Source organism: Pedobacter albus (genome assembly GCF_036324255.1).
Classification (GTDB): Bacteria; Bacteroidota; Bacteroidia; order Sphingobacteriales; family Sphingobacteriaceae; genus Pedobacter; species Pedobacter albus.
The window spans coordinates 1,276,303-1,299,708 of the sequence record NZ_JAZDQT010000001.1 but is presented as its reverse complement, the minus strand read 5'-3'; the positions used below and the strand labels follow the sequence as shown (position 1 = coordinate 1,299,708).

The window sequence follows — 23,406 nt, the reverse complement described above, 5'->3', positions numbered from 1 at the left end:
TGAGCATTATTGCTGTTGGGTTCGGGGCGATAGGGAAATTATTTGCCAAATTCCAATACCTGAAAGGTTTTTGGAACTCGCTTAGGACGCGCATTCGCCGTTGCTGCTTTTTCAAAGTCGGCAGTAGGCAAAAACAGGTGGTGGGTTTGGGTATCTAAGGCGATGGTTCTGGCGCCTGTTTTGGTGGCAATGGTTTCCTGTACCTCAAAACGTTGGGCGCTTAATTCTTTGACCACTGTAATATTGCCTTCGCCATTCGAGCTGTAGGCGGTTTTGGTGGCTTCGTCGAAAACTACACCATCGGCACCATCGCCAATAGGTAGAACCGCCAGTTGCTTGCCGGTGTTGGCTTCCAAAACAATCATGACCTTATTGCCACAAACCGTAAACAATCTCGAAGTCGTTTTGTCGATAGCCAGCCCAGAAGGTTCTTCGCCACCTTTAAGTTTGTACCTTGAAAGTACTTTAAAAGTATTGGCATCAAAACATACAATCTCGCCGGTATCTTCAATGTTCACGTAAATTTTGCCTTTGCCGTCCGAAACGCCGGTTTCGGGCTTGCCTCCCAATGGGATGGTTGCCACTAACTTGTCGGTTTTAGGATCGATAACACTGGCATCCATGCTTTTGCCGTTAAAAACAAATACCTTTTTAGAAAAGCTGTCGAAAAAAATGGCATCCGGATTTTGTCCTACGCTTACCTGTCCGGTTACCGCAAAAGTTTTCAGGTCGAAAACCGTACAAGAACCCATTCTGCCATTGCTGGTGTAGCCTTTGTTAAATTCGTTGGCTATGGCAATGCCGTGTACGCCTTGGGTGTTGCGGATGATGCCCACAGAATCGCCGGTGCTCTTGTTGAGGATGTTAACCTGATTGCCATGCGATACGTACAATAAGCTATTCTTTTGGTCGATAGAGAGGTAGTCCCAGCCACCGTCGCTTTCAATTTTATGGACTTTAAGCAAATGAAGTCCGGTTTTTTGTTGGGCCGTACCTAGCAGCGCACAACCTAGCAATGCTACTAGCGAAAAAAATCTTTTTTTCATGAGTTTTTAATTTAAATCAACTCAAACATTCTGTAGAAATACTGTAGTCGGAAAAGCAATTCTTTCGGGCCTACTAAAGAATGATAATAATGCTGCCGGCTACAACCAGCAAAGCGCCGATCAGTGTTTTGGCTTCAATGGGTTCTTTCAAAATCAGGAAGGCCAAACCGAGGGCAATGGCTACGCTGAGTTTATCTATGGGCGTCACTTTCGAAACATCGCCTTTTTCCAGGGCCTTGAAATAGAATATCCACGACAAGCCCGTGGCTACGCCCGAAAGTGCCAGAAAAATAAGGTTTTGTTTGGTCAATGTTTTGATTTCCTTCACTTCGCCGGTGGCCAATACAATTCCCCAGGCTATAAAAACGATAACTACTGTACGGATGGCTGTTGCCAGGTTGGCGTTGATGCCTTTGATGCCAACTTTAGCCAAAATGGCCGTGGCTGCTGCAAAAAAGGCCGAAAGCAGGGCATAGATTTTCCACATAACATTTCGGTTTTACTGATTTGCCTCAATTTACAAAAAAATAACCGATGTAGCCGATTTTGAAAAGCCGCTACAAATTTCAAACAGATTTGGAGCTTAATTATGCATCAAAACCTTTAACATGTATAAAAAGCTCTTCCTTATTTTTGTTCAATTAGTTGTATTAACCGTCTTGGCAAATGCCCAAAACAATGGTGTGGTTACCGGAAAAATAACCGATGCCGCCTCGGCCCAGCCTTTAGAATTTGTAACCGTTGCGGTAATGGTTCAGGGCAATGCCGCCATTTATAAACAAGAAGTAACCAATGCCAAAGGCATCTATAAATTTGCTGGCCTTCCCGATGGCCAATACTATATCGTGGCCAGTTTTGTAGGCTACGACCGTTTCAAATCGGCCGAATTGCGCATCGATGCCAGTCACCGAAAAATCGACCTGAACATTAGCTTGGGTGGCGGAGCCAAGAAACTGAACGAAGTGGAGGTGGTGGCCAAAAAGCCTTTGTACAGCAACACCATTGACCGTAAGGTATATAATGTAGACCAAGACGTAATGGCCAAATCTGGTTCGGCCAGCGAGGTATTGCAAAATGTGCCTTTGGTACAGGTTGATATTGATGGCAACGTAAGCCTGCGCAACTCTACCGCGACCATCTTGATCAATGGCAAGGTTTCGCCAATTATGGGCAAAAACGCGGCGGCAGCCTTGCAGCAATTGCCGGCCAATAGTATCGAAAAAATAGAAGTTATTACCAACCCATCGGCCAAATATAAACCCGATGGCACTGGAGGCATCATCAATATCGTCCTCAAAAAGAACGTTAAAAAAGGCTTAAATGGTAGCGTTACGGCTAATATGGGCAACCAGGAGCGCTATAATGCCAATGCCAATGTCAATTACAATCCCGGCAAGGTAAATATTTTTGGCAGCTACAGCATTAAGCAAGACGACCGTTTAAGGCTGACTACCAATAACCGAAGCCAAGCAGACCCTAGCACTTCGGCCTTGGCTTATTATCACGACGAAATCAGCGCCCGCTCCAGGCCTTTTTCCAATACGGCGCTCATCGGCATGGATTATGCCATCGACGATAAAAACAGCCTAGGCCTATCTGGAAACTACTATTTCCGGAAAATGCACAAGAACGACATCACCCTTAAAACCGTGAGCAACAGCAGCGGTCTGCTTGCCGATTACGACCGGTTGCGGAAAAACTATGAATACGAAAGAGAAGCCGATGCGACCTTTTTCTTTGAACACAATTTTAAAAACGAGGGTCACAAAATAAGGCTGGAATTCAATGCCGCACATTCGCCAGAGGTAGAAGATAACCATTATACCAATACTTATCGGGTACCGGTTACGCCAAACCAGTTAGACAATACGCTGATTAAGCAAACGGCCGATAACCAGCAGCTGACTTTGGCCTACGAAAATCCGCTTTCGGAAAACACCAAGCTGGAATTTGGCTACGATGGTCGCTACAACAGGCAAGACCTCGATTTTTATGGCGAAGCTTATGATGCCACGCAACAGCGCTTTGTGGCCGATGCTTTAAAGACCAACCGTTTCATCTACAACGAAAATATCCATGCGCTTTATGGCACGGTTGAACAAGCCTGGCGCAAATTTGGACTGATGCTGGGGCTGAGAGCCGAATATGCCGATATCAAATCGCATCTGATTACCACGGCTACCACTATTCCGAACCATTATTTTAAGGTTTATCCCACCTTGCACCTTACTTATCAGCTCAGCGACAGCAAACAGTTGCAACTTAACTACAGCAGAAGGGTGCGTAGGCCAGAGGGCGACGATTTGAACCCCTTTGCAGAATATGCCGACCCGACCAATATCCGTGTAGGAAATCCGCATCTTTTGCCGGAAATCATCCATTCGGTAGAGTTGGGCTACCAGTGGAAACACAATGGCTTTACCATTTTGCCCGGAATTTATTACCGTTACAAATACAATGGCTTTACTTCCATCACCACGCCTTTAAACAGCACGACGCTGGTTACTACGCAGCAAAACTTGGCCAACGACCAAGCTGTTGGAGCCGACGTTGTTTTTTCGGCCAGTATTGGCGATAAGCTCAACATCAATTTTACGCCAAATGCTTTTTACAACCAGATAGATGCCTCTAATTTAGGCTACAGCACCAAAAAGAATACTTTTACCTGGAGCGCCAACCTCAACTCGAGCTATGTAATTACCAAAAGCACGATGTTGCAAATCAATTCCAATTACAAATCGGCCCGATTAACGCCGCAAGGTAGGTACTTGCCTAGCTTTGTACTTAATTTGGGCGCTAGACAGGATATTTTCCATAAAAAAGGCTCTATTTATTTTACCCTGTCTGATGTGTTCAAGAGCCAAAGGCAAAAAGCCGAGCTGAGCAGTCCGCTTTTGGTGCAAAACGTTTATACCCGAAGCAATTCGCGCATAGGCTATCTGGGCCTGAGCTACAATTTCGGCGTCATGAAGAAGAAAAAAGACTTAACCTTTGACAATTCACTTTAATTTTTAAGCTATGACCAATTTTAAGAAAAACGCTTTCTTTATTTTGTTTCTGGTGTTCGGCTCTGTAATGGAGGTAGAAGCACAAACGTTTAAAGCCACCATTTCGGGCTTGTTGAAAGAAGGCAAATCAAAAAAAATAATTCCCTACGGCAATATTGTGGTCAAAACCAAGCTCGAGCAACGTTTTGTTACCGGCACCATTAGCGATGAAGAAGGCCGGTTCAAATTGGCCGACCTGCCAGCTGGCCATTATACTTTAGAAATCAGCAGCGTAGGGCATGTTAAAAAAACGCACGACATTACCGTGGGTACCTTAAGCGCTTTTCTGGATCTGGGCGATATTTTGGTGGATGAAGACACCAAAAGCCTCAATACCGTTACCATTGTGGGGCAGGCCAATACCGATGGCTTGTCTGATAAAATGGATAAAAAGACCTTTACGTTGAGCAACAATGTAGCCCAATCGGGAGGGTCGGTACTACAAGCCATGCAAAACCTGCCTGGCGTTACCGTACAGGACGGCAAGATCCAGTTGCGGGGCAACGATAAAGTAGCCGTTCTGGTTGATGGCAAGCAGAATGCCATGACCGGATTTGGCACCCAAACCAGCCTCGATAATATCCCGGCATCGGCTATCGAGCGTATCGAGATCATTAACAACCCTTCGGCTAAGTACGATGCCAATGGCAATGCAGGCATCATCAACATCGTTTACAAGAAAAACAAGCAGGAAGGCTTTAACGGCAAAGTTGGCCTCACCACGGGCCTCGGCGCCTTATGGGTACGCCAAGAAAACCTGCCCGGCATTAGGCCACAGTATACGGCAACGCCAAAAATAAACCCTTCCGTTTCGCTCAACTACCGTAAAAATAAACTGAATACCTTTTTGCAGGGCGATTGGCTGTACACGCAAACCTTAAACCGCAACGAATTTGCCACCAGAACCTACAGTGATGGCACCTTGATTAACCAACAGGTAAAACGCAACCGTACCACAACGTATACCACGGCAAAAACTGGGGTAGACTGGAATCCCGACGAACAGAATTCTTTAACGGTTGCCGGTTATTTTAATCGGGAGAAGATCATCGATAGGGGCGATATCCCTTATTTTAATGGCGATTTTTCGCAACGCTTAAGGCTATGGCAGTTTTTGGAAGACGAGGTGAAATATACGGCAACGGGTTCGGTCAGCTACCAGCATAAATTTAAGCAACCCGGCCATTTGCTCAATGCAGGCTTCAATTATACTTGGCACCGCGAAGACGAGAAGTATTTCTTTACCAATAACATGCCGACCTTTACGGGTGAAGATTCTTTTAAATTGTTGTCCGACGAACATGTGGCTGACCTGAATGTCGACTACATCAGGCCGTTGAAACAGGGCAGGGTAGAAATGGGGCTTAAATTCAGGCGACGTACCATCCCGACCAATATGGAGTTTTTTCCGGGCCTCAATTCGCCAATTGATGTAAATGCAGGCGGTTGGGCCGACTACAAGGAAACCATTCCGGCAGTATATGCCAATTATGTGTTCGAAACCAATCGTTTTGAGGTGGAAGCTGGCTTGAGGTTTGAATATGTAAAGGTACAGTACGATGTTAACCCGAACCACAACACCTATCAAAGCGATGGCTACGATTATGCCCGTCCGTTTCCCAACCTGCGCTTGGCCTACAAGCTTAACGACAACAACAAGCTTTCGGTATTTTTTAATCGGAGGGTAGACCGTCCCAATGAGGTTGATATCCGCATATTTCCCAAATACGACGAACCTGAATTGCTTAAAGTAGGCAATCCGACCTTGCGCCCGCAGTTTACCAATACCGTAGAGCTTGGCTATAGGCTGAATTGGAAAAAAGGTAGCCTTTATACTTCGCTGTATCACAAAATGATCGATGCCACCATTACCCGTATTGCTACGCAGGTGCCGGGCAGCACCATTTTGTATAATATTTTCCAAAATGCAGGCAAAAGCTACCAAACGGGTGCCGAAGTAACATGGCAACAAGAGCTCAGCCCATGGTATTCGTTCAATGCCAGTGCAACGGTTTACCAAAACAAGATCAACGCTTTTAGCATTACCAATAAATATCCGGTACCAACGGTTTATACCATGCCCGAAGAAAGCCTGACCTCGGGCAATGTGAAGCTGAACAATTTGTTTAAGCTTCGGAAACAATTGCAAATCCAGCTTTCTGGCGTTTACCTGGCTAAGGATATTGTGCCGCAAGGCACCATTGGTTCGCGGTTTTCGGTCGATTTAGGTATCAAGCAACAGCTGCAAAAAGGGAAGGGCGAATTATTCTTGAATGGTACCGATCTTTTCAATACCCTCAAAACCAAAAGAGAGATTATAGGGAATGGCTTTACGCTAAAAAGCACCGATTATTTAGAAACACAGGTGTTTAGACTTGGCTATAGCTATAAGTTTTAGCGATGGCTAACAGCAACTTGTGCTTATAGGTTAAATATTTTTTAAAAAATTTATCATTTTGTCGGTATTTTTATATCTTTGCAGCCTTAAGAATTTATTCTTGAGCATAAGATACCGATCGGGGTGTAGCGTAGCCCGGTATCGCGCCACATTTGGGATGTGGAGGTCGTAGGTTCGAATCCTGCCACCCCGACCAACGAAAGCCTCTTTGCGAAAGTAGAGAGGCTTTTTTGTTTCAATTACATTGTTCCTTAAAAATGAGTTTGATATTTTAAGGAATATCAGTGACCTGCTGTGCTAATGCATATCGGTTTCATTATCTTTGTTCCGCAATGATAAAAAAGTGGTTTAGTTGCTTTCTGGCCTTTTTGTTCCTAACAGGTAGTATCGTATTGCCCTTGGGAGATTTCTCTTTGGTGAGGGATATTCCAGATATGTACCGAAGCTATACCCGCATTGCCACCCCTGAAGAATTAAGCGTAGTCGATTTTATTGGGGATTATCTTTTGCATGGAAAAGAAATTTTTGGCAATAATAAAAATGACAAAAAACAAAACGACAACAACAATGTGCAGTTCAAACATGAGGCCGGCTCATTAAATGTTATTTTGTCAAATCCCTGTTTCTGTTTGGCAAGCCCATTCAAAATTTTTAGGGAATATGCCAATTTCGATCATGCATCGCCAACTACTGATTTTCATAACGAGCTTTTAAGGCCCCCGCTAGGCTAGCTAAAGTTAGTATCCTTCATTATTTCAATTTTTTTACGTGCCCAATCTGCTGTATTTGGATATGGCAATGGGCTTATACTATGTTATGAAACCAACTTTCATTATTATTTTATTGATTATATTATCGTTTTGCGCCGATGCTCAAAATACATTTAAAGCATTGGTCCGCAATGACAGAACCAAAGAGGTTCTTAAAGGAGCAACCGTTACTATACCTGCTTTAAAAATAGTAGCCACATCTGATACTAGCGGTTTGATTTCCATTAACAATGTCCCGAATGGCAGGTTTGAAATTTCAATCTCCTTTATCGGTTTTGGTAAACAGGAAAAAACCATTAGTTTTCCTTTAACGCGTCCAGAACAGGTTGTTGAATTTGGACTTGAGCCACAATCAGACCAGCTGGATGAAGTTATCATACAAACTACCCGCATCAACCAGAATTTGCGGGACATTCCAACGCGTATTGAAGCCTTGCCTTTGGAAGAACTGGACGAGAAAAGCACAATGAGGCCTGGCGACATTAAAATGTTGCTTGGAGAAGCTACTGGTATCCTTGTCCAACAAACTTCTATGGTGAGTGGAAATGCAAGTTTTCGCATTCAGGGGCTGGATAGTAAATATACGCAGCTGCTGCAAGACGGTATGCCGATGTACCAGGGCTTTTCGGGAGGTTTGAGTTTGCTGCAGGTTAGTCCGCTCGACTTAAGACAGGTAGAGTTTATCAAAGGTTCGGCTTCTACTTTATACGGTGGGGGAGCAATTGCCGGTCTGGTTAACCTCATCACTAAAACTCCTGACCAGCCGGAAACTACTTTTTTGCTCAATACAACGAGCACAAAAAGTGCAGATCTTAGCGGTTTTTATAGCCAAAAATGGAAACATATCGGAACAACCCTGTTTGGTGCCTATAATTACAGTCATGCTTACGATCCTTCGCATACAGGATTTACAGCCATTCCCCAAACCAATCGCTTTACCTTTAACCCAAAGGTGTTCCTCTACCTTGACGGAAAGAATTCGGGATGGTTTGGTGTGAATACAACCTACGAAAACCGATTTGGCGGCGATATTCAGGTTGTTCGTGGCCATGCCGGTACGGATCATCAATATTTTGAACGAAACAAAACATTCAGGTTTTCAACACAGCTTTCTTTTACACATCAAATAGACCAATCAAGCAGTATCAACATCAAAAACACCATGGGCTATTTTGATCGTCAGCTGAACATGTCTGCATTGGATTTCGGAGGCAAACAACTGTCGTCCTTTAGCGAGGCCAACTATGTAAGCCATCAAGAAAAATTAAATTGGGTAGCTGGAATCAATCTGGTGACCGATCATTTTACCAGCCAGCATTCGCTAAACGATATGGGTTACCACCAAACTACTTGGGGTGCCTTTGTTCAGAATGTCTATAAAGCAACAGATTGGTTTTCTATAGAGAGCGGGTTGCGGGTAGACTACAACCGCCCATCGCTGGCTCAAGCTTCCAATGGGCTGTTGCTGTTGCCAAGGCTAAATGGTTTATTTAAGCTCAACGAGCAATTAACCAGCAGAATTGGTGGTGGCCTGGGCTATAAAATGCCTACACCATTTAATGACCGAAGTGAACAGGAAGGTTATGCAAATTTGAAGCCTTTCATCAGTAGTCAGTTGATGGCAGAGAAGTCTTATGGCTTAAACGGTGATCTCAATTATAGAACAACCATAGGCGATGCTTTGCTAAGCGTTAATCAATTGTTCTTCTTTACAAAAGTAAATCATCCGTTGATGCTTGAAAACAACGCCTTGCTGAATGCCCAGGGCTATGTAAGAACACATGGGGCAGAAACAAACCTTAAAGTCGCTATTGATGAGCTTGGACTGTATTTGGGCTATACCTACACTGCTACAAAACTATATGACAATAAGCAGTTTAGTACGCAACCGCTGACACCGAAACATCGGCTCAGTTTTGATGCCACCTACGAAATTGAAGATAGTTTCCGTTTTGGGGCTGAAAGTTTTTATACAGGCTCTCAGCTGTTAAGTGATGGTACTGTGGGCAGGCAATTTATCACCTTTGGCTTATTGGTACAGAAAATGTGGAAACACTTGGATTTGTTTGTCAACGCAGAAAACCTGACAGATCGTAGGCAGACTCGCTGGGATAATATTTATACGGGCACCATGGCTAGTCCGAAGTTCAGGGATGTTTATGCGCCGATGGAGGGTAGGGTAATCAATGCCGGAATCAGGATAAAATTAAAATAAGCAGGCACAGGATGAATGAGGCTTTCTCATTCGTCCTGTATTGTTTAAAAGCTATTTTTTCCGTCCAATCGGTTTGATACCTGTTGCCAATAGTGAAAGCTAATTAAGGTTGGTTATTGCTCAAAAAAACAAGTAAATTCAAAAATCTGAAATATAAAGCGTGTTTCTGAAAATAAAACGCTTACTTTTTACTATGTTAGTAAATTCAGAATTGCTACAAAATTGATATAGTAATTTGTTTCTTTTAATTAAATAAAATATGGGACATCCCTTAAATCCTTCTTGTGTCCCTATCATTATATTTTCTGCTTGATGGTGGAATAGCATATACTCTTTCAATCGTCCGAACCACCCTAACTAAAGCATAAACCGATCAGCACAAAAAATAATGGAGATAAATATTCTAAAAAACTATTCAAAACTCAGGCCATCCCTATTTATTTTACCCATCCTTTTGTTGGCCGCAATTGCTGTACTGCTGTATAGTCAGGGCGCTTTAGGCATTGATCAATACATTCAAATCCAAAAAAGCACTTTCTTTTTTATTAACCATAGCTTGGGTCAATATCCCAATCTCCAATATAACCTGACGCAAATAGGAGATGCATCGATTTTCTTATCGTTTCTGGGTCTTTTTATTGTGTTTGCCCCCAAAATATGGGAATCTTTACTGTCGGGCTTGTTGGTTTCTTGTCTATTTTCCAAGCTTTTAAAGTATATATTTGCAGTGCCTAGGCCTGCTGTAGTTTTAGATCATCATGATTTTGTGATCGTCGGAAAAACACTGACCGGGCACAACAGTTTGCCTTCGGGACATTCGATTACAATTTTTACGATACTTGCAGTGCTGCTTTTCTCCTTGATGCCCCAAAAGCCGAAACATAAGGTTTTATGGTCTTTTCTGATCATCATTGTGGGATTGATCTTGGCGTTTACCAGGGTAGGCACAGGGGCACATTATCCGCTCGATGTCATAATTGGCAGTATTATAGGCTATATATCGGGACTTGCAGGTATTTTTATCACCCGAAAATATAGAATTTGGGCTTGGATCGGCGATAAAAAATATTATCCAATTATAATTTTGCTGTTTCTGGTTTGTTGTATCTGCGCAATCAACAAAATCATTGACGAAAATTTGATCATATTTTACCTTTCACTGGCTAGTTTGGTGGTTACACTATTTAAAGTTATTAATGTCTATGCTAAAGGCTATACTAAAAACTGAATTAAAGATAACTCATTTTGTTTTATTGATGAGTTTGCTGAATTTTTTGTTTTTTCATTTTCCGTTTTACGCCTATGTCTTTAATCATATTGACTATAAAAGCCTGAGTGGTGTGGTGCTCATCATTAGCTTGGTCATCCTCATGCTGGTTCTCAACGCTTTTGTTTTTTACCTGCTATTCTCGTTGTCCCGGATTGTGGGAAAATCTTTGCTGGTCTTGTTTTTTGTCCTGAGTGCAGTGGCGGTTTACTTTGTGAATACCTATGGCGTTATCATCGACGAAAGTATGATTGGCAATGTGCTCAACACCAATTATCAGGAGGCCAGTAGCTTTTTCTCTATAAAACTAGTCCTTTATATAGTTGTACTTGGTATAATTCCCAGCATCTACATTGTTAAGGCCAAAATCATAAATGATGCCTTAAAGAAGTTCTTTTTAACTTCTTCGCTAACACTGTTGTTTGTTGCTGTTTTGGTGTTTGCCAACTCCAGCAACTGGCTATGGATTGATAAAAATTCAAAACAATTGGGCGGATTGGCTATGCCTTGGTCTTATGCCGTCAATACTTCGCTTTTTTATGTCCACAAACATCAAAAAAATAAAAAGGAGATTTTGTTGCCCAATGCCACCATCAAAGACAACGAGAAATCTGTTGTTGTGCTGGTTATAGGAGAGTCGGCCAGGAGCCAAAACTTTTCTTTGTATGGCTACAAGAAAAACACCAATCCGCTGCTGGCACAAACACCTAATTTATTTCATTTTAACGCCACGTCATGCGCCACCTACACCACGGCAGGCGTAAAATGTATTTTAGAACATACCAATACCGACGATTTATACGAAATCTTGCCTAATTATTTGTATAGAAACAACGTAGAAGTTATTTGGCGGACCACCAACTGGGGAGAGCCTCCGGTTCATATCAAAGAATATCAGACCAAGGAAATCTTAAGCAAGGATTGCAAAGGCGATGGCTGCAATTACGACGAAGTTCTTCTAAGCGGACTAAAGGAGCAGATATTGGCCAGCAAAAAGAATAAGATCTTGATTGTGCTACATACCAGCACAAGCCATGGTCCAACGTACAGCAAAAAATATCCGCCACAATTTGAAACCTTTAAGCCTGTGTGCAACAGTGTTGAATTGGCAAACTGTTCTAAGGAAGAACTGATCAATGCTTATGACAATACCATTGTTTACACCGATTATATTCTTCACAGTGTGATTGAAGATTTAAAACAGTTAAAAGAGTACAAAAGCGCCATGCTTTTTGTATCGGATCACGGCGAATCTTTGGGAGAAAAAAACCTGTACATGCACGGAGTGCCTATAAGTTTTGCGCCCAAAGAACAGTATGAAATTCCTTTTATCGTCTGGTTCTCTGATAATAGTTCAAAACAGGTCAAGCCAAATCAAGCATTGACTCAAAACTATGTATTTCACAGTGTCCTGAATTTTTTAAACATTCAGAGCCCAATTTATAATGATAAAATGAGCATTTTTAAATAGGGAATACCTCGTCTGTTGCGTACTGATTTTTGAGCAAAGGCTTTGATGGGAAAAGGGTAGGGCGTCTTAGTTTGTCCTGAAGTTTATTTCCCCGCAAAGACATCTTTTTCGGCCTGTTCGGCAATTGCGGCACGATGCAATATCAAAGCACCTTGGCTTTGCGAAAAGGACAATTCTAGCCAGCCATAATAGAGCTTGCCGTCTTTTTTAACCGCAAAAGCCAGGTATTTATGCGAAGCATCTTTCCATTTCCCTTGCCAATAATCGTTGCCCGATTCGGTAATTACTTTCTCCGACAATAAAAGATGCGAAGCATTGTACCAAGCGTGATTGGCATAACTGTTCTTTCCGATTAAATTTCCTGCATTCAACAACGGAGTTTGCTCGTTCAAGTCTACCGGCGAATAAGTAGGAAACGCACCAATAAAATAAAATTGTTGGCAATCAATACGCTCTGCTGGCTTGCCAAAGTATTCGGTGTGAATGGAAAAGTCCTTTACGCCGTCATCATCTACATCGCAGGAGTAGCTGTTGCCAAAAGCGATCTGTCTATCGCCCAGGTTTTTGTATTGCATTGGAGGAATGCTGGTTGCTGGAGGAACAGGGTCGTTTAAGCTTGACTTACGGCATGAAACCAAGCCTAACAAAAATACGAGAGTTATTAGAAAATGTTTGTTCATGGTTTTACTCCTTGATGTTGGCTAGCGCTTTGGCGTAGAATGGTTTTTCCTGCTCAGGCATTTTTTCCATTACGGCTTTCAAGGCCATTTGATGCGCGGTTGTAAGGGCTTTGGTAGCAGGTACAGCTACATCGGGCGCAACACCGGTTCCTTCCCAATTGGTGTGGGTAATCGGATTGATGGCTTTACCAGTTGGAATAAAGGCAAAAAATCCATTGCCCAATTCGAAAACCTCGCCATCATTGGCGCCGCCACCCGTAGTTTCTCCAACTAGTAGGGCCTTGTGCTGTGTTTTAAGATCGTAGGCCAGTTCTTCTCCCGCAGAGAAAGTCGTGTTGTTAATCAGGATAAATACGGGCTTGTCGGTGTATTTGCTGCCCTTTACCGGAACCGTCCAATATTCGTCGGTTTTGTTCTTTTTCCGGTAATAAAGGCTGTTGAGCAGGATGGGCTTATCGTCAAAGAAATAACTGGCCAGGTATTGTACCAAATCAGGTTCTCCGCCCTGGTTGTCGCGCAGGTCAATAATCAGGGCATCTGTATTGGCCAGAAACATCATGGCGCCGCTGCAGGTTTCGCCCACTTTCTCTACCGGACCAAATCCCTCTATTTTGAGGTAGCCTACATTGCCTTCGAGGATATCTATTTTAGGCAAGCCGAGATTAACCCGTTTCATTTGGCGCATAAAAGACGCTTCCTGCTCTTGTGGCGAGGTTTGGGTAGCCGGTTTATTTGAATTGTACCATAAATTAAGGTGCTTGTCGTGCACCACCTCACGCAACTGTTCCGTAAGGAGTTTGGCCAGGTTTTTTGGCTCGTCAATCTGGGTATAGCTGCCTTTCTTTTCCAGCATCTTGATGTTTTTTGCTGCTTTTTGGGCAACATCGAGGAAGATGTAATTATCGTTCAGTTTTTCAATCAAGCTATTGATTACCTGTCCTTTTTCTGTTTTGGTCAGCTTGAGGGTTTGTCCGAAGAACTGCCCGCTAGTCAGTAGGATAATTAGTAATGTTAGAAGGATACGTTTCATGTTTTTAGGGATAACCTTTAATTAATCTGTGAGCGTTTTGATGTATAAGCCATGTCCTGGTTGTTAGGCGTGCACAAATATAAATATAATATTATTGATATATCAAATATTGTTGTATCAAATTTTTGAGGATTCTTCAAAAATTTGATTGGAAAAGCTTCCAATGGGTCCAATATCCATCGGGTTAGCAACATTTTTAGTAGCTTAGGCCATATGTTTACCCTCTTTATAAAAAACATGGTTTGCAACCGCTGTATCATGGTGGTGCAACAGGAGCTTGACAAGTTGGGCATAGCCGCAAAAAACGTGAGGCTGGGAGAGGCTACCTTAGAAAAAGAGCTGACGACCACGCAGCAAAAACTGCTGAACGGAGCCTTGGCACCTTTGGGTTTTGAACTGATCGACGATAAAAAAAGCCAGCTGATAGAGCGCATCAAGAATATCATTATCGAGCTGGTGCACTACCACGAACCCGATGGGAAACGTAACCTGTCAGACATTTTAAGCGACGAACTGCAGCACGATTACAACTACCTGTCGAACCTGTTTTCTGAAGTGACGGGTACCACCATCGAAAAATATTTCATTGCCCAGAAGGTAGAAAAGGTAAAAGAACTGCTGGTGTACGATGAACTGTCGCTGAGCGAAATAGCCTATCGCCTCAATTATTCGAGCGTGGCCTACCTGAGCAACCAGTTTAAAAAAGTAACCGGACTTACGCCGAGTCATTTCAAGCAGGTTAAGGCAGAAAAAAGAAAACCGCTAGACGAGGTATAGCCATCTGATGGATATTTCGATGCCTCGCACGGCCAAGATGTAAATGTTACAACTCTTTCTCCAAATAGTGTAACATTCGGAGCCCTGTTTATGGCCAACTTTGTATCGTAAACAAAAACATACGATATATGGCAACTGGCGATAACGAAATCGTTTTCCTTCCCCTCGAAGATGTAGAAAGTGAACACTGTGCATTAATTGTCGACAAAGGACTGGCACAGGTAAAAGGCATCGAAACCCACAAAGTTGAATTGAACAACCGCAGGGCGGCGATTACAGTTAGCGGTGCCGAGGTGGTATCGGAAGCGGTTAAGGCTGTCAAAGATTTGGGCTATGGCGTTACTACCGTTAAACATGCTTTTCCGGTATTGGGCATGACCTGTGCTTCTTGTGCGGGCAGCGTAGAAAGCATGGCTAAACACCAACCCGGTGTAGTGAGTGCTTCGGTTAATTTTGCTACGGGCAACCTCAGTGTGGAGTATCTGCCCAACATGACAGATGCTTCGAAGTTGCAGCAGGCTGTACAGGCTATTGGCTATGACCTGCTGGTAACAGATGAAAGTACGCAACAGGAAACACTGGAAGCTATTCATGAGGAGAAATTCAAGGCCTTAAAAACCAAAACCCTTTGGGCGGTGTTGCTTTCGTTGCCCGTGGTGGTTATTGGCATGTTCTTGATGGATATGCCTTATGCCAACCAAATCATGTGGGCATTTTCAACGCCGGTAGTACTTTGGCTGGGCAAAGATTTCTTTGTCAACGCCTGGAAACAAGCCAAGCACCGTTCGGCCAATATGGATACCCTGGTGGCACTGAGCACAGGCATTGCCTATCTTTTCAGTGTGTTTAACATGCTCTTTGCCGATTTCTGGCATCAACGAGGCTTACATGCCCATGTTTACTTTGAAGCAGCGTCGGTTATCATCGCTTTCATTCTGTTGGGTAAGCTCTTGGAAGAAAAAGCCAAAGGCAATACCTCATCAGCCATTAAAAAACTGATTGGCCTGCAACCTAAAACGGTTACGGTGATACAGTCCGATGGAACTGAACTTCAAACACCCATCGAATCAATAACCACTGGCGATATGATCTTGGTCAAACCCGGCGAAAAAATTGCCGTTGACGGCATGGTGGTTTCCGGCAGCTCTTATGTAGATGAAAGTATGCTGAGCGGCGAGCCAGTACCCGTGTTAAAAGAAGAGCATGAAAAAGTATTTGCAGGTACCATTAACCAAAAAGGCAGTTTCAGGTTTAAAGCGGTCAAGGTGGGCAAAGATACCATGCTGGCCCAAATTATTAAAATGGTACAAGATGCCCAGGGCAGCAAGGCACCGGTGCAAAAGCTGGTCGATAAGATTGCGGGTATTTTTGTGCCTGTAGTTATGGGTATTGCTGTTCTTACCTTCATTTTATGGTTAAGCTTAGGTGGCGATAATGGCCTGGTACAAGGCTTGCTGGCTGCCGTTACGGTGTTGGTTATTGCTTGTCCTTGTGCCTTGGGACTGGCTACGCCTACAGCCATTATGGTAGGGGTAGGCAAGGGCGCCGAAAATGGCATCCTGATTAAAGACGCCGAAAGCCTCGAATTGGCCAAAAAAGTAAATGCCATCGTGTTGGATAAAACCGGAACCATTACCGAAGGGAAACCGGTGGTAACGGCTGTGAAATGGTTAAACAACAATCAATATGCTCAGGATGTGCTGTTCAGCATCGAAAAACAATCGGAGCATCCTTTGGCCGAAGCTGTGGTTAAACATTTGGAAGCAACCGCGAAAAGCCTCTCTTTGTCATCGTTTGATAGTATTACCGGCAAAGGGGCCAAGGCTGCTTACAACAATGAAACCTATTGGGTAGGCAACAAAAAACTACTGACAGCAAATAATATTTCCATCGCCGACGAGTTGCAACAGGAAGCTGATAAATGGGGCTTGGAGTCTAGAACCGTAATCTGGTTTGCCGATGGCAGCAAAGCACTTGCCGTTATCGCCATATCGGATAAGATCAAGGAAACATCGGTAGCTGCCATCAAGCAAATGCAAGCGATGGGCATAGACCTGTATATGCTTACTGGCGATAATGAAGCAACGGCGAAAGCCATTGCTGAACAGACCGGCATTGGCCATTACAAAGCCGAAGTATTGCCCCAACATAAAGCCGATTTTGTAAAAGAGTTGCAACAGCGGGGCAAGGTAGTAGCCATGGTGGGCGATGGCATTAACGACAGTACCGCACTGGCAACCGCCGATGTGAGCATAGCCATGGGTAAAGGCAGCGATATTGCCATGGATGTAGCCAAAATGACCATTATTTCGTCTGATCTGACCAAAATACCGCAAGCCATTACCTTGTCTAAACAAACAGTGGCTACCATTAAGCAAAACCTGTTCTGGGCATTTATCTATAACCTGATCGGTATTCCGATAGCTGCGGGTATTCTTTATCCGATCAATGGCTTCTTGCTTAACCCGATGATTGCCGGCGCGGCGATGGCCTTGAGCAGCGTAAGCGTAGTAGGCAATAGTTTGCGCCTGAAATGGAAAAAATAGGTGCAGCCATAAATCTTGAAACCCTAAAATAACTTAATAAACAGCCTTGTGCTGAAAACCTAAATCACCAAAAAATAACATGAAAAACGTAGAATTAAGCATACCAGATATGCAAAGTGCCCATTGTCAATCGAGGGTAGGTACGGCCATCAAAGCTATTGATGGACTAAAAGTAGAAAAACTAGCTGCTGGAGAACTTGTTGCAAGCGTTGAAAGCGACGAGGTAAAAGAGGAATTGATAGAAGCGATTGAAAAAGCCGGCTATAAGGTAGGTAGCGATAATAGCAAAACATCGACAACGTCAGGTGGTTGTTGTAGCCGCTAAAAGACAATTGGTTAGCAGGGACGGTTTGGCAATCGTCCCTTTTTTATGGATAAACGGATTTTAATGCCAACACCGTTGCAACTGAACAAATGAAAAACTATTTTTGAATCAGTTGCTCATAGGTCTAAGATAAGGGTAGGCTTAAAAGAGTTGAGTGCCGTAAAACGTTAAAAAACATGGAAAAGAAAAAAGCTTCGTCATTTATCTTTGGCATTATCGCCATTATTTTAGGATGTACATTATGGAAGCAGTTCGACTTTAAAAATCTAAAATTCGAACATACGGGATTGGCGATTATCTATGCAATTACCTTTGCATTCTCGGTTTACGTGCTCGTTAAAAACTATAGAAACAGACCTGAAAAATAAAAGAAAACAATTTGTTAACAGAAGACAACTGTTTTTTCTCCTCCGAAAGGGGTAGATTTATATCCAGATTTCAAAACAAAATTAAGCTCCGAAAATGAAACCATTCTTGATGGCATTTGCCCTGTTGCTCTCTATAGGCTATGCCAAAGCGCAATCATCCTTGCCGGGATATTACATCACCCCAAACAACGACACGGTTAAAGCCCAAATCAAGGTCAAAAAAGGAATGTTTGGCCAAAAAACAAACGATTTTAATGAGGAGGTTGAAGTAGCCGACGAGGCCAAAGGTATAATCAAATTCCTGCCAGCTGATATACATGGCTATGGCTTTTTTGCCGATGGCAAGAAATATGTTTTTGTATCGAAACCCATCAAAGACGGCACAAAGAAGTTCTTGTCGCCGGTGTACATAGGCCCTCAATCGAGCCTTTACTTATACGGTATCCAAACTACTGGTAGTACATTTTCGTCCAAACAGGTATTTTATACTTTCGAAAAACCCGACAACGCTTATTTGTTTTTAAGAAATACCTTAAACAACAAGTTCAGGAGCGACCTCAAAGAATTTTATAAAGACAATACGGCTGCATTGCAGGTGATTGATGCCAGGTTTAAATATTGGCTTGATTTAGACAAAGATTTGCTGGCCTTAATGATCAAAGCCAACGCTCAATAACTTAACTACTTTTTCTTGAGCAGCAAGGCCCGGTTGTATTCGTAATTCATGCGGGCAATGTGCAATACCGCAATGTTTTGCGGGCATTCTACTTGGCAGGCTTCCGTATTGGTGCAATGGCCAAAACCTTCTTCGTCCATTTGTTGTGCCATGGCCACTACGCGTGTCATGGCCTCGGGTTTGCCTTGAGGTAAGATAGCCAAATGACTGATTTTGGCCGCAGTGAACAAATCGGCACTGGAATTTTTGCAGGTAGCTACACAGGCACCACAGCCGATGCAGGCGGCCGCATCAAAAGCCGCTTCGGCGGTATCGTGTCCTACAAGTATGCCATTGGCTTCTGGTGCCTGTCCGGTAGAGGCAGAAATAAAGCCGCCTGCTTTGATGATTTGATCAAGGCTGCTGCGGTCTACCTTAAGATCGCGGATAATGGGGAAAGCTTTGGCCCTAAAAGGTTCGATATAAATGGTATCGCCATCTTTAAAGCTGCGCATGTGAAGCTGGCAAGTGGTGGTATTGGCCAAAGGGCCGTGCGCCCTGCCGTTGATCATAACACCACATTGGCCACAAATACCTTCGCGACAGTCGTGGTCGAACTCGATCACGCGCTCTCCGGCCAGCAATAGTTTTTGGTTGAGTAAATCGAGCGTTTCGAGAAAAGAAAGCTGTTCTGCAATGTCGTCAAGTTCGTAATCGATCAGTTTTCCCTGTTGTTCGGGGCCTTCTTGTCGCCAGATTTTTAATTTAAAATGCATGCTGATAATTTTAAATTTCTACTTATAGCTTCTTACCGTCAACTCAACATCGTTGAACAACAACGGTTCTTTATGCAATTGCTGAGGCAAATCTTTGCCCATCCACTCCCAGGCTGATACATAGCAATAGTCTTGGTCGTTACGGATGGCCTCGCCGTCGGCAGTTTGATATTCCTCCCTAAAATGTGCCCCACATGATTCTTCGCGGGCCAATGCATCGTGGCACATCAGTTCGCCAAGTTCCAGGTAATCGGCTACACGTCCGGCTTTCTCCAGTTCGCTATTGGTCTTGTCGTCGCCGGTAAGCTTAAGATCGTGCGCAAATGATTGCCGCAGTTCCTGAATAGCCAGTAAGGCTTCTTTCAAACCTTCGCTATTACGGGATAAACCACATTTATCGTACAGTATTTTTCCTAAGGCTTTGTGGAAATGATCGACAGACAAGGTTCCTTTACTGTTCAAAAAATGCGCTATTTGTTGCTTTACTGCCTGTTCTGCCTTATCAAAAGCTTCGTGATTGGTATCTATTGGCTCGGCTTGAAGTTCGCCAGCCAGGTAATCCGGTAGGGTGTAGGGGGCAATGAAATAGCCGTCAACGCAGGCCTGAAGCAAAGAATTGGCGCCAAGACGGTTAGCCCCATGATCGGAGAAATTGGCTTCACCAAGTGCAAATAAGCCTGGTATGGTGGTCATCAGGCCATAATCAACCCAAAGTCCGCCCATGGTAAAATGCGCTGCTGGCGATATCAGCATAGGCTGTTCGTAGGCGCTAATCCCATTGATTTTTTCGTACATGGTAAACAGGTTGCCGTACTTCTCCCTGATTTTGCCCAGGCCTTGTTCCTTAATGGCTTTAGCAAAATCGAGGTAAACGGCATTTTTCATAGCACCCACGCCAAAACCTGCATCGATACGTTCTTTGGCGGCTCGGGAGGAGATATCCCTTGGCGAAAGATTGCCGAATGCAGGGTACCTTCGTTCAAGGTAGTAATCTCTTTCTTCTTCTGCAATGGTATGGGGCGGGCGTTGGTCACCCGCCGTGCGTGGCACCCAAATCCGGCCGTCGTTTCTCAGCGATTCTGACATGAGCGTGAGCTTCGACTGGTGTTCGCCAAGTTGGGGCAAACAGGTGGGGTGGAACTGTATCCAGCTTACACCAGCCATAAAAGCTCCCTTTTTATGGGCACGCCAAATGGCCGAGCTGTTGCAACCCATGGCTAAAGTAGAGAGGTAGTATATTTTGCCATAGCCACCAGTGGCCAGTACTACGGCATGGGCGGCATGTCGCTCTATGGCACCGGTAGTGAGGTTGCGTACAATAATGCCCTTGGCTTTGCCATTTACGACAACCAAGTCGAGCATTTCGTGGCGCGTAAAAGATTTTACCCTGCCCAAGCTTTCCTGACGCATTAAGGCTTGGTAGGCGCCCAACAGCAATTGCTGACCGGTTTGCCCGCGGGCATAAAAAGTTCTCGATACCTGTACGCCGCCAAACGAGCGGTTGTTGAGGTAGCCACCATATTCGCGGGCAAAAGGTACGCCTTGGGCAACGGCTTGGTCAATCAGTGAGGCAGAGCAGGCGGCTAAACGATAAACATTGGCTTCACGCGAACGGAAATCGCCACCTTTAATGGTATCGTAAAACATGCGGTAAACACTGTCGCCATCGTTTTTGTAGTTTTTTGCAGCGTTTACGCCTCCCTGTGCCGCAACCGAATGCGCTCGACGGGGGCTATCTTGAAAACAGAAAGTCTTTACGTTATAACCTTGTTCGGCCATCGAAGCCGCGCAGGCTGCACCGGCAAGACCTGTTCCTACAACAATGATATCGAGTTTTTTCCGGTTGGCCGGATTAACAAGCCGGGCATGCTGTTTATAGCGGTCCCATTTTTCAGAAAGCTCTCCATCAGGAATTCGTGCGTCTAATCTCATAGCCTGTTTGTTAAGTATACATAAAGTGGCATAGCCATAAAGCCAAGGGTGATGATGAGCGTATACACCCAGCCTATTATTTTGATCAGTTTAACATATTTGGGGTGGAATAGGCCCAAAGTGCGGGCCGCGCTAAAAAAGCCATGCAACAAGTGAAATCCAAGGGCAAGCAAAGCTACTTCGTAAACGATAACATACCACAAATTGCTAAAGGCCCATACCACGATGGTGTAAAGGTCTTTATTGCCCTTTTCATCTAATGGCAGATTTACAAATTTGTATTGGTACCAGAAATCCTTAAAATGGATAACCAGAAAAATGAATAGGATGGTACCCAGCACCCCCATGTTGCGGCTATACCAGGCACTCGAGGCGCCACGTTTATCGTAAGCGTACTTTGTGCCGTTTGCCTTTTGTTTTTTTAGGGTGAGTACAATGGCTACCAGTGCATGCACAATGAGCGAGCCATATAAAACATAGGCGATAATCTTGATGATGATATTGCCCGAAAGCAGGTGCGAATACCAATTGAACTGTGTTTTGGCTTCGGCGGCAGGTAAAAAGAGCTGCAGGTTGCCCAAAAGGTGTATCACCAGAAAAAAGCAGAGGAAAAGGCCTGTAGCGGCCATCCATAGTTTATATTGAAGTGTTGTTGTTTTCATAGGCATTTACCATAAGCCAATGGCTTTCCACCAGAGGCCACCAATAACGAACCAAACGAGCAGAAACAATAAACTAATAAAGAAGCCGAACTTCCACCATTCGTTCATATCAACATACTTGCTGCCAAAAAAGATTGGGGCCGGCCCATGGCCATAATGGGTAATGGAACCCATCAGTGTGGCACAAGCCCCCAAAAAGATAGCCAACATGGTACCCGGCACGCCAACTGAGATACCAACGGCCAAAAAGGCCGAATACATGGCGGCAGCCTGTGCCGTAGCACTGGCAAACATGTAATGGCAATAAGAATAAACCAGTATGATAATCGGAAAGGCCAATTGCCAACTGATGCCAGCCATTTTTGAACTGATCAGGTTGCCAAACCAGCCAATAAAACCCAAGGAATTAAGAAAAGAACCCATCATCACCAGCGAAGAGAACCAGACAATGGTATCCCAAGCTCCCTTTTCCGATTTAACATCTTCCCAGGTCAGCACGCCACACAGCAAGAGTATGCACAGGCCAATTAGGGCACCGGTAGTGGCATCAACCGAAAAAAGGCTGCCGAATATCCATAAAACCAACAAAATGATAAAAGTAGCCACCATGAGCCATTCTTCTGTCGATACCTTGCCCATTTCCTTAAGCTTTTGGGCTGCCATGGCTGGTGCATCCTTGGTTTTTTTGAGTTCGGGTGCATAAAATTTATACAAAAAGAGCGGTGCCAGCAGAAAACAAGCCAAGCCAGGTACTACGGCTGCTAAAAACCAACTTCCCCAAGTAATGGTAATGCCAAGGTCTTTGGCAAATTTTTGGGCCATCGGATTGCTGGCGGTAGCCGTCAAGAAAATTACCGAAGTAATCATGTTGGCGTTATAGCTGCTCAGCGTTAAAAATGCACCTATTTTGCGGTGCGTTTCGGGTTTGTCGGGTTCAGAGCCCATGTTTACCGCAATAGATTTCATGATCGGGAAAATAACCCCGCCGGCCCTGGCTGTATTGCTGGGTATGGCTGGAGCCAACAACAGATCGGCTGTGTTTAAGCCAAACGCCAGGCCCAAAGAGCTTTTTCCGAAAAGCCTGATAAACAAATAAGCTAAACGCGTGCCCAAGCCGGTTTTGATGAATCCTCGGGCAATAAAAAAAGCCAATCCAATAAGCCAAATGGTCGAATTGCCAAAACCACTTAAGGCATTGGCAACAGATTTGGCCGGATCGCCGGGCGCCAATACCTGTGTTACGGCACAAAGCGTAATGCCAATCATGGCCATCGAACCCATGGAAGCGGCCTTGAGGATAATGCCGACAATAGTAGCCACAAAGATGGCCAATAGGTGCCAAGCGTTAGGTTTAACGCCATCAGGAACCGGGATAAACCAAATGATGAGCCCGATAACGATGCTGATGCTGAGCGATTTGAAGTTGATTTCTTTCATAACT

At 44.1% G+C, this 23,406-nt stretch carries 19 protein-coding genes and 1 tRNA gene; 12 read left to right on the top strand and 8 right to left on the bottom strand.

What is annotated here, in order from left to right:
• Positions 1-38: 38 nt before the first annotated feature.
• Together VRU48_RS05450 and VRU48_RS05445 are read right to left on the bottom strand one after the other, a co-directional pair.
• Positions 39-1,046, bottom strand: coding sequence for a YncE family protein (locus VRU48_RS05450; protein WP_330106911.1), 1,008 nt, complete (start codon positions 1,044-1,046; stop codon positions 39-41).
• A 73-nt stretch (positions 1,047-1,119) separates the two neighbouring features.
• On the bottom strand, positions 1,120-1,533 hold the full coding sequence (locus VRU48_RS05445) for an EamA family transporter (RefSeq protein ID WP_330106910.1): 414 nt from the start codon (positions 1,531-1,533) through the stop codon (positions 1,120-1,122).
• Positions 1,534-1,654: 121 nt separating this feature from the next.
• On the opposite strand from VRU48_RS05445, the gene VRU48_RS05440 reads away from it, so the two are divergent.
• The 7 genes from VRU48_RS05440 (at position 1,655) to eptA (ending at position 12,214) form a co-directional block, all read left to right on the top strand.
• Positions 1,655-4,054: a TonB-dependent receptor gene (locus VRU48_RS05440; protein ID WP_330106909.1), complete on the top strand. Its 2,400-nt coding sequence runs from the start codon at positions 1,655-1,657 to the stop codon at positions 4,052-4,054.
• 10 nt (positions 4,055-4,064) lie between these two features.
• Positions 4,065-6,491, top strand: coding sequence for a TonB-dependent receptor (locus tag VRU48_RS05435; RefSeq protein WP_330106908.1), 2,427 nt, complete (start codon positions 4,065-4,067; stop codon positions 6,489-6,491).
• A 119-nt stretch (positions 6,492-6,610) separates the two neighbouring features.
• Positions 6,611-6,687: transfer RNA gene (locus tag VRU48_RS05430), tRNA-Pro, on the top strand.
• Between the two features lie 136 nt (positions 6,688-6,823).
• Positions 6,824-7,222, top strand: a complete 399-nt coding sequence (locus VRU48_RS05425) for a hypothetical protein (RefSeq protein WP_330106907.1) — start codon at positions 6,824-6,826, stop codon at positions 7,220-7,222.
• Positions 7,223-7,307: 85 nt separating this feature from the next.
• Positions 7,308-9,476: a TonB-dependent receptor gene (locus tag VRU48_RS05420; RefSeq protein WP_330106906.1), complete on the top strand. Its 2,169-nt coding sequence runs from the start codon at positions 7,308-7,310 to the stop codon at positions 9,474-9,476.
• A gap of 388 nt (positions 9,477-9,864) precedes the next feature.
• Positions 9,865-10,704 carry a phosphatase PAP2 family protein gene (locus VRU48_RS05415; RefSeq protein ID WP_330106905.1) on the top strand — a complete coding sequence of 280 codons (840 nt, stop codon included), beginning with the start codon at positions 9,865-9,867 and terminating at the stop codon, positions 10,702-10,704.
• Positions 10,673-12,214, top strand: a complete 1,542-nt coding sequence (gene eptA / locus VRU48_RS05410) for a phosphoethanolamine--lipid A transferase EptA (protein ID WP_330106904.1) — start codon at positions 10,673-10,675, stop codon at positions 12,212-12,214. Before VRU48_RS05415 ends, eptA begins: the two co-directional genes overlap by 32 nt.
• Before the next feature lie 83 nt (positions 12,215-12,297).
• Here the strand turns inward: eptA and VRU48_RS05405 are convergent, their stop codons facing one another.
• Entirely contained in the window at positions 12,298-12,789 is a 492-nt protein-coding gene (locus VRU48_RS05405) for a hypothetical protein (RefSeq protein ID WP_330106903.1), read from the bottom strand.
• 109 nt (positions 12,790-12,898) lie between these two features.
• Positions 12,899-13,924, bottom strand: a complete 1,026-nt coding sequence (locus VRU48_RS05400; RefSeq protein WP_330106902.1) for a S41 family peptidase — start codon at positions 13,922-13,924, stop codon at positions 12,899-12,901.
• A gap of 237 nt (positions 13,925-14,161) precedes the next feature.
• Between VRU48_RS05400 and VRU48_RS05395 the strand changes: the two genes are divergently transcribed.
• From VRU48_RS05395 to VRU48_RS05375, 5 genes are all read left to right on the top strand, one after another.
• Positions 14,162-14,701 (top strand): helix-turn-helix domain-containing protein, encoded by a 540-nt coding sequence (locus VRU48_RS05395; protein ID WP_431311611.1) that lies wholly within the window; start codon positions 14,162-14,164, stop codon positions 14,699-14,701.
• A 128-nt stretch (positions 14,702-14,829) separates the two neighbouring features.
• Positions 14,830-17,247: a heavy metal translocating P-type ATPase gene (locus tag VRU48_RS05390; RefSeq protein WP_330106900.1), complete on the top strand. Its 2,418-nt coding sequence runs from the start codon at positions 14,830-14,832 to the stop codon at positions 17,245-17,247.
• 79 nt (positions 17,248-17,326) lie between these two features.
• Positions 17,327-17,572, top strand: a complete 246-nt coding sequence (locus tag VRU48_RS05385; protein ID WP_330106899.1) for a heavy-metal-associated domain-containing protein — start codon at positions 17,327-17,329, stop codon at positions 17,570-17,572.
• A gap of 176 nt (positions 17,573-17,748) precedes the next feature.
• Complete coding sequence (locus tag VRU48_RS05380) at positions 17,749-17,940, top strand: hypothetical protein (RefSeq protein ID WP_330106898.1); 192 nt, start codon at positions 17,749-17,751, stop codon at positions 17,938-17,940.
• Positions 17,941-18,034: 94 nt separating this feature from the next.
• Positions 18,035-18,616: a hypothetical protein gene (locus tag VRU48_RS05375; RefSeq protein ID WP_330106897.1), complete on the top strand. Its 582-nt coding sequence runs from the start codon at positions 18,035-18,037 to the stop codon at positions 18,614-18,616.
• A 5-nt stretch (positions 18,617-18,621) separates the two neighbouring features.
• Here VRU48_RS05375 and VRU48_RS05370 read toward each other — a convergent pair whose 3' ends face one another.
• The 4 genes from VRU48_RS05370 to VRU48_RS05355 are packed head-to-tail and all read right to left on the bottom strand — an operon-like array spanning position 18,622 to position 23,402.
• Positions 18,622-19,371 (bottom strand): succinate dehydrogenase/fumarate reductase iron-sulfur subunit, encoded by a 750-nt coding sequence (locus VRU48_RS05370; protein ID WP_330106896.1) that lies wholly within the window; start codon positions 19,369-19,371, stop codon positions 18,622-18,624.
• An 18-nt stretch (positions 19,372-19,389) separates the two neighbouring features.
• Positions 19,390-21,303: a fumarate reductase/succinate dehydrogenase flavoprotein subunit gene (locus VRU48_RS05365; protein WP_330106895.1), complete on the bottom strand. Its 1,914-nt coding sequence runs from the start codon at positions 21,301-21,303 to the stop codon at positions 19,390-19,392.
• Positions 21,300-21,965: a succinate dehydrogenase cytochrome b subunit gene (locus VRU48_RS05360; protein ID WP_330106894.1), complete on the bottom strand. Its 666-nt coding sequence runs from the start codon at positions 21,963-21,965 to the stop codon at positions 21,300-21,302. Before VRU48_RS05360 ends, VRU48_RS05365 begins: the two co-directional genes overlap by 4 nt.
• 6 nt (positions 21,966-21,971) lie before the next feature.
• A complete protein-coding gene (locus tag VRU48_RS05355) occupies positions 21,972-23,402 on the bottom strand; it encodes an anion permease (RefSeq protein WP_330106893.1) in 1,431 nt (476 codons plus the stop codon).
• Positions 23,403-23,406 lie beyond the last annotated feature (4 nt).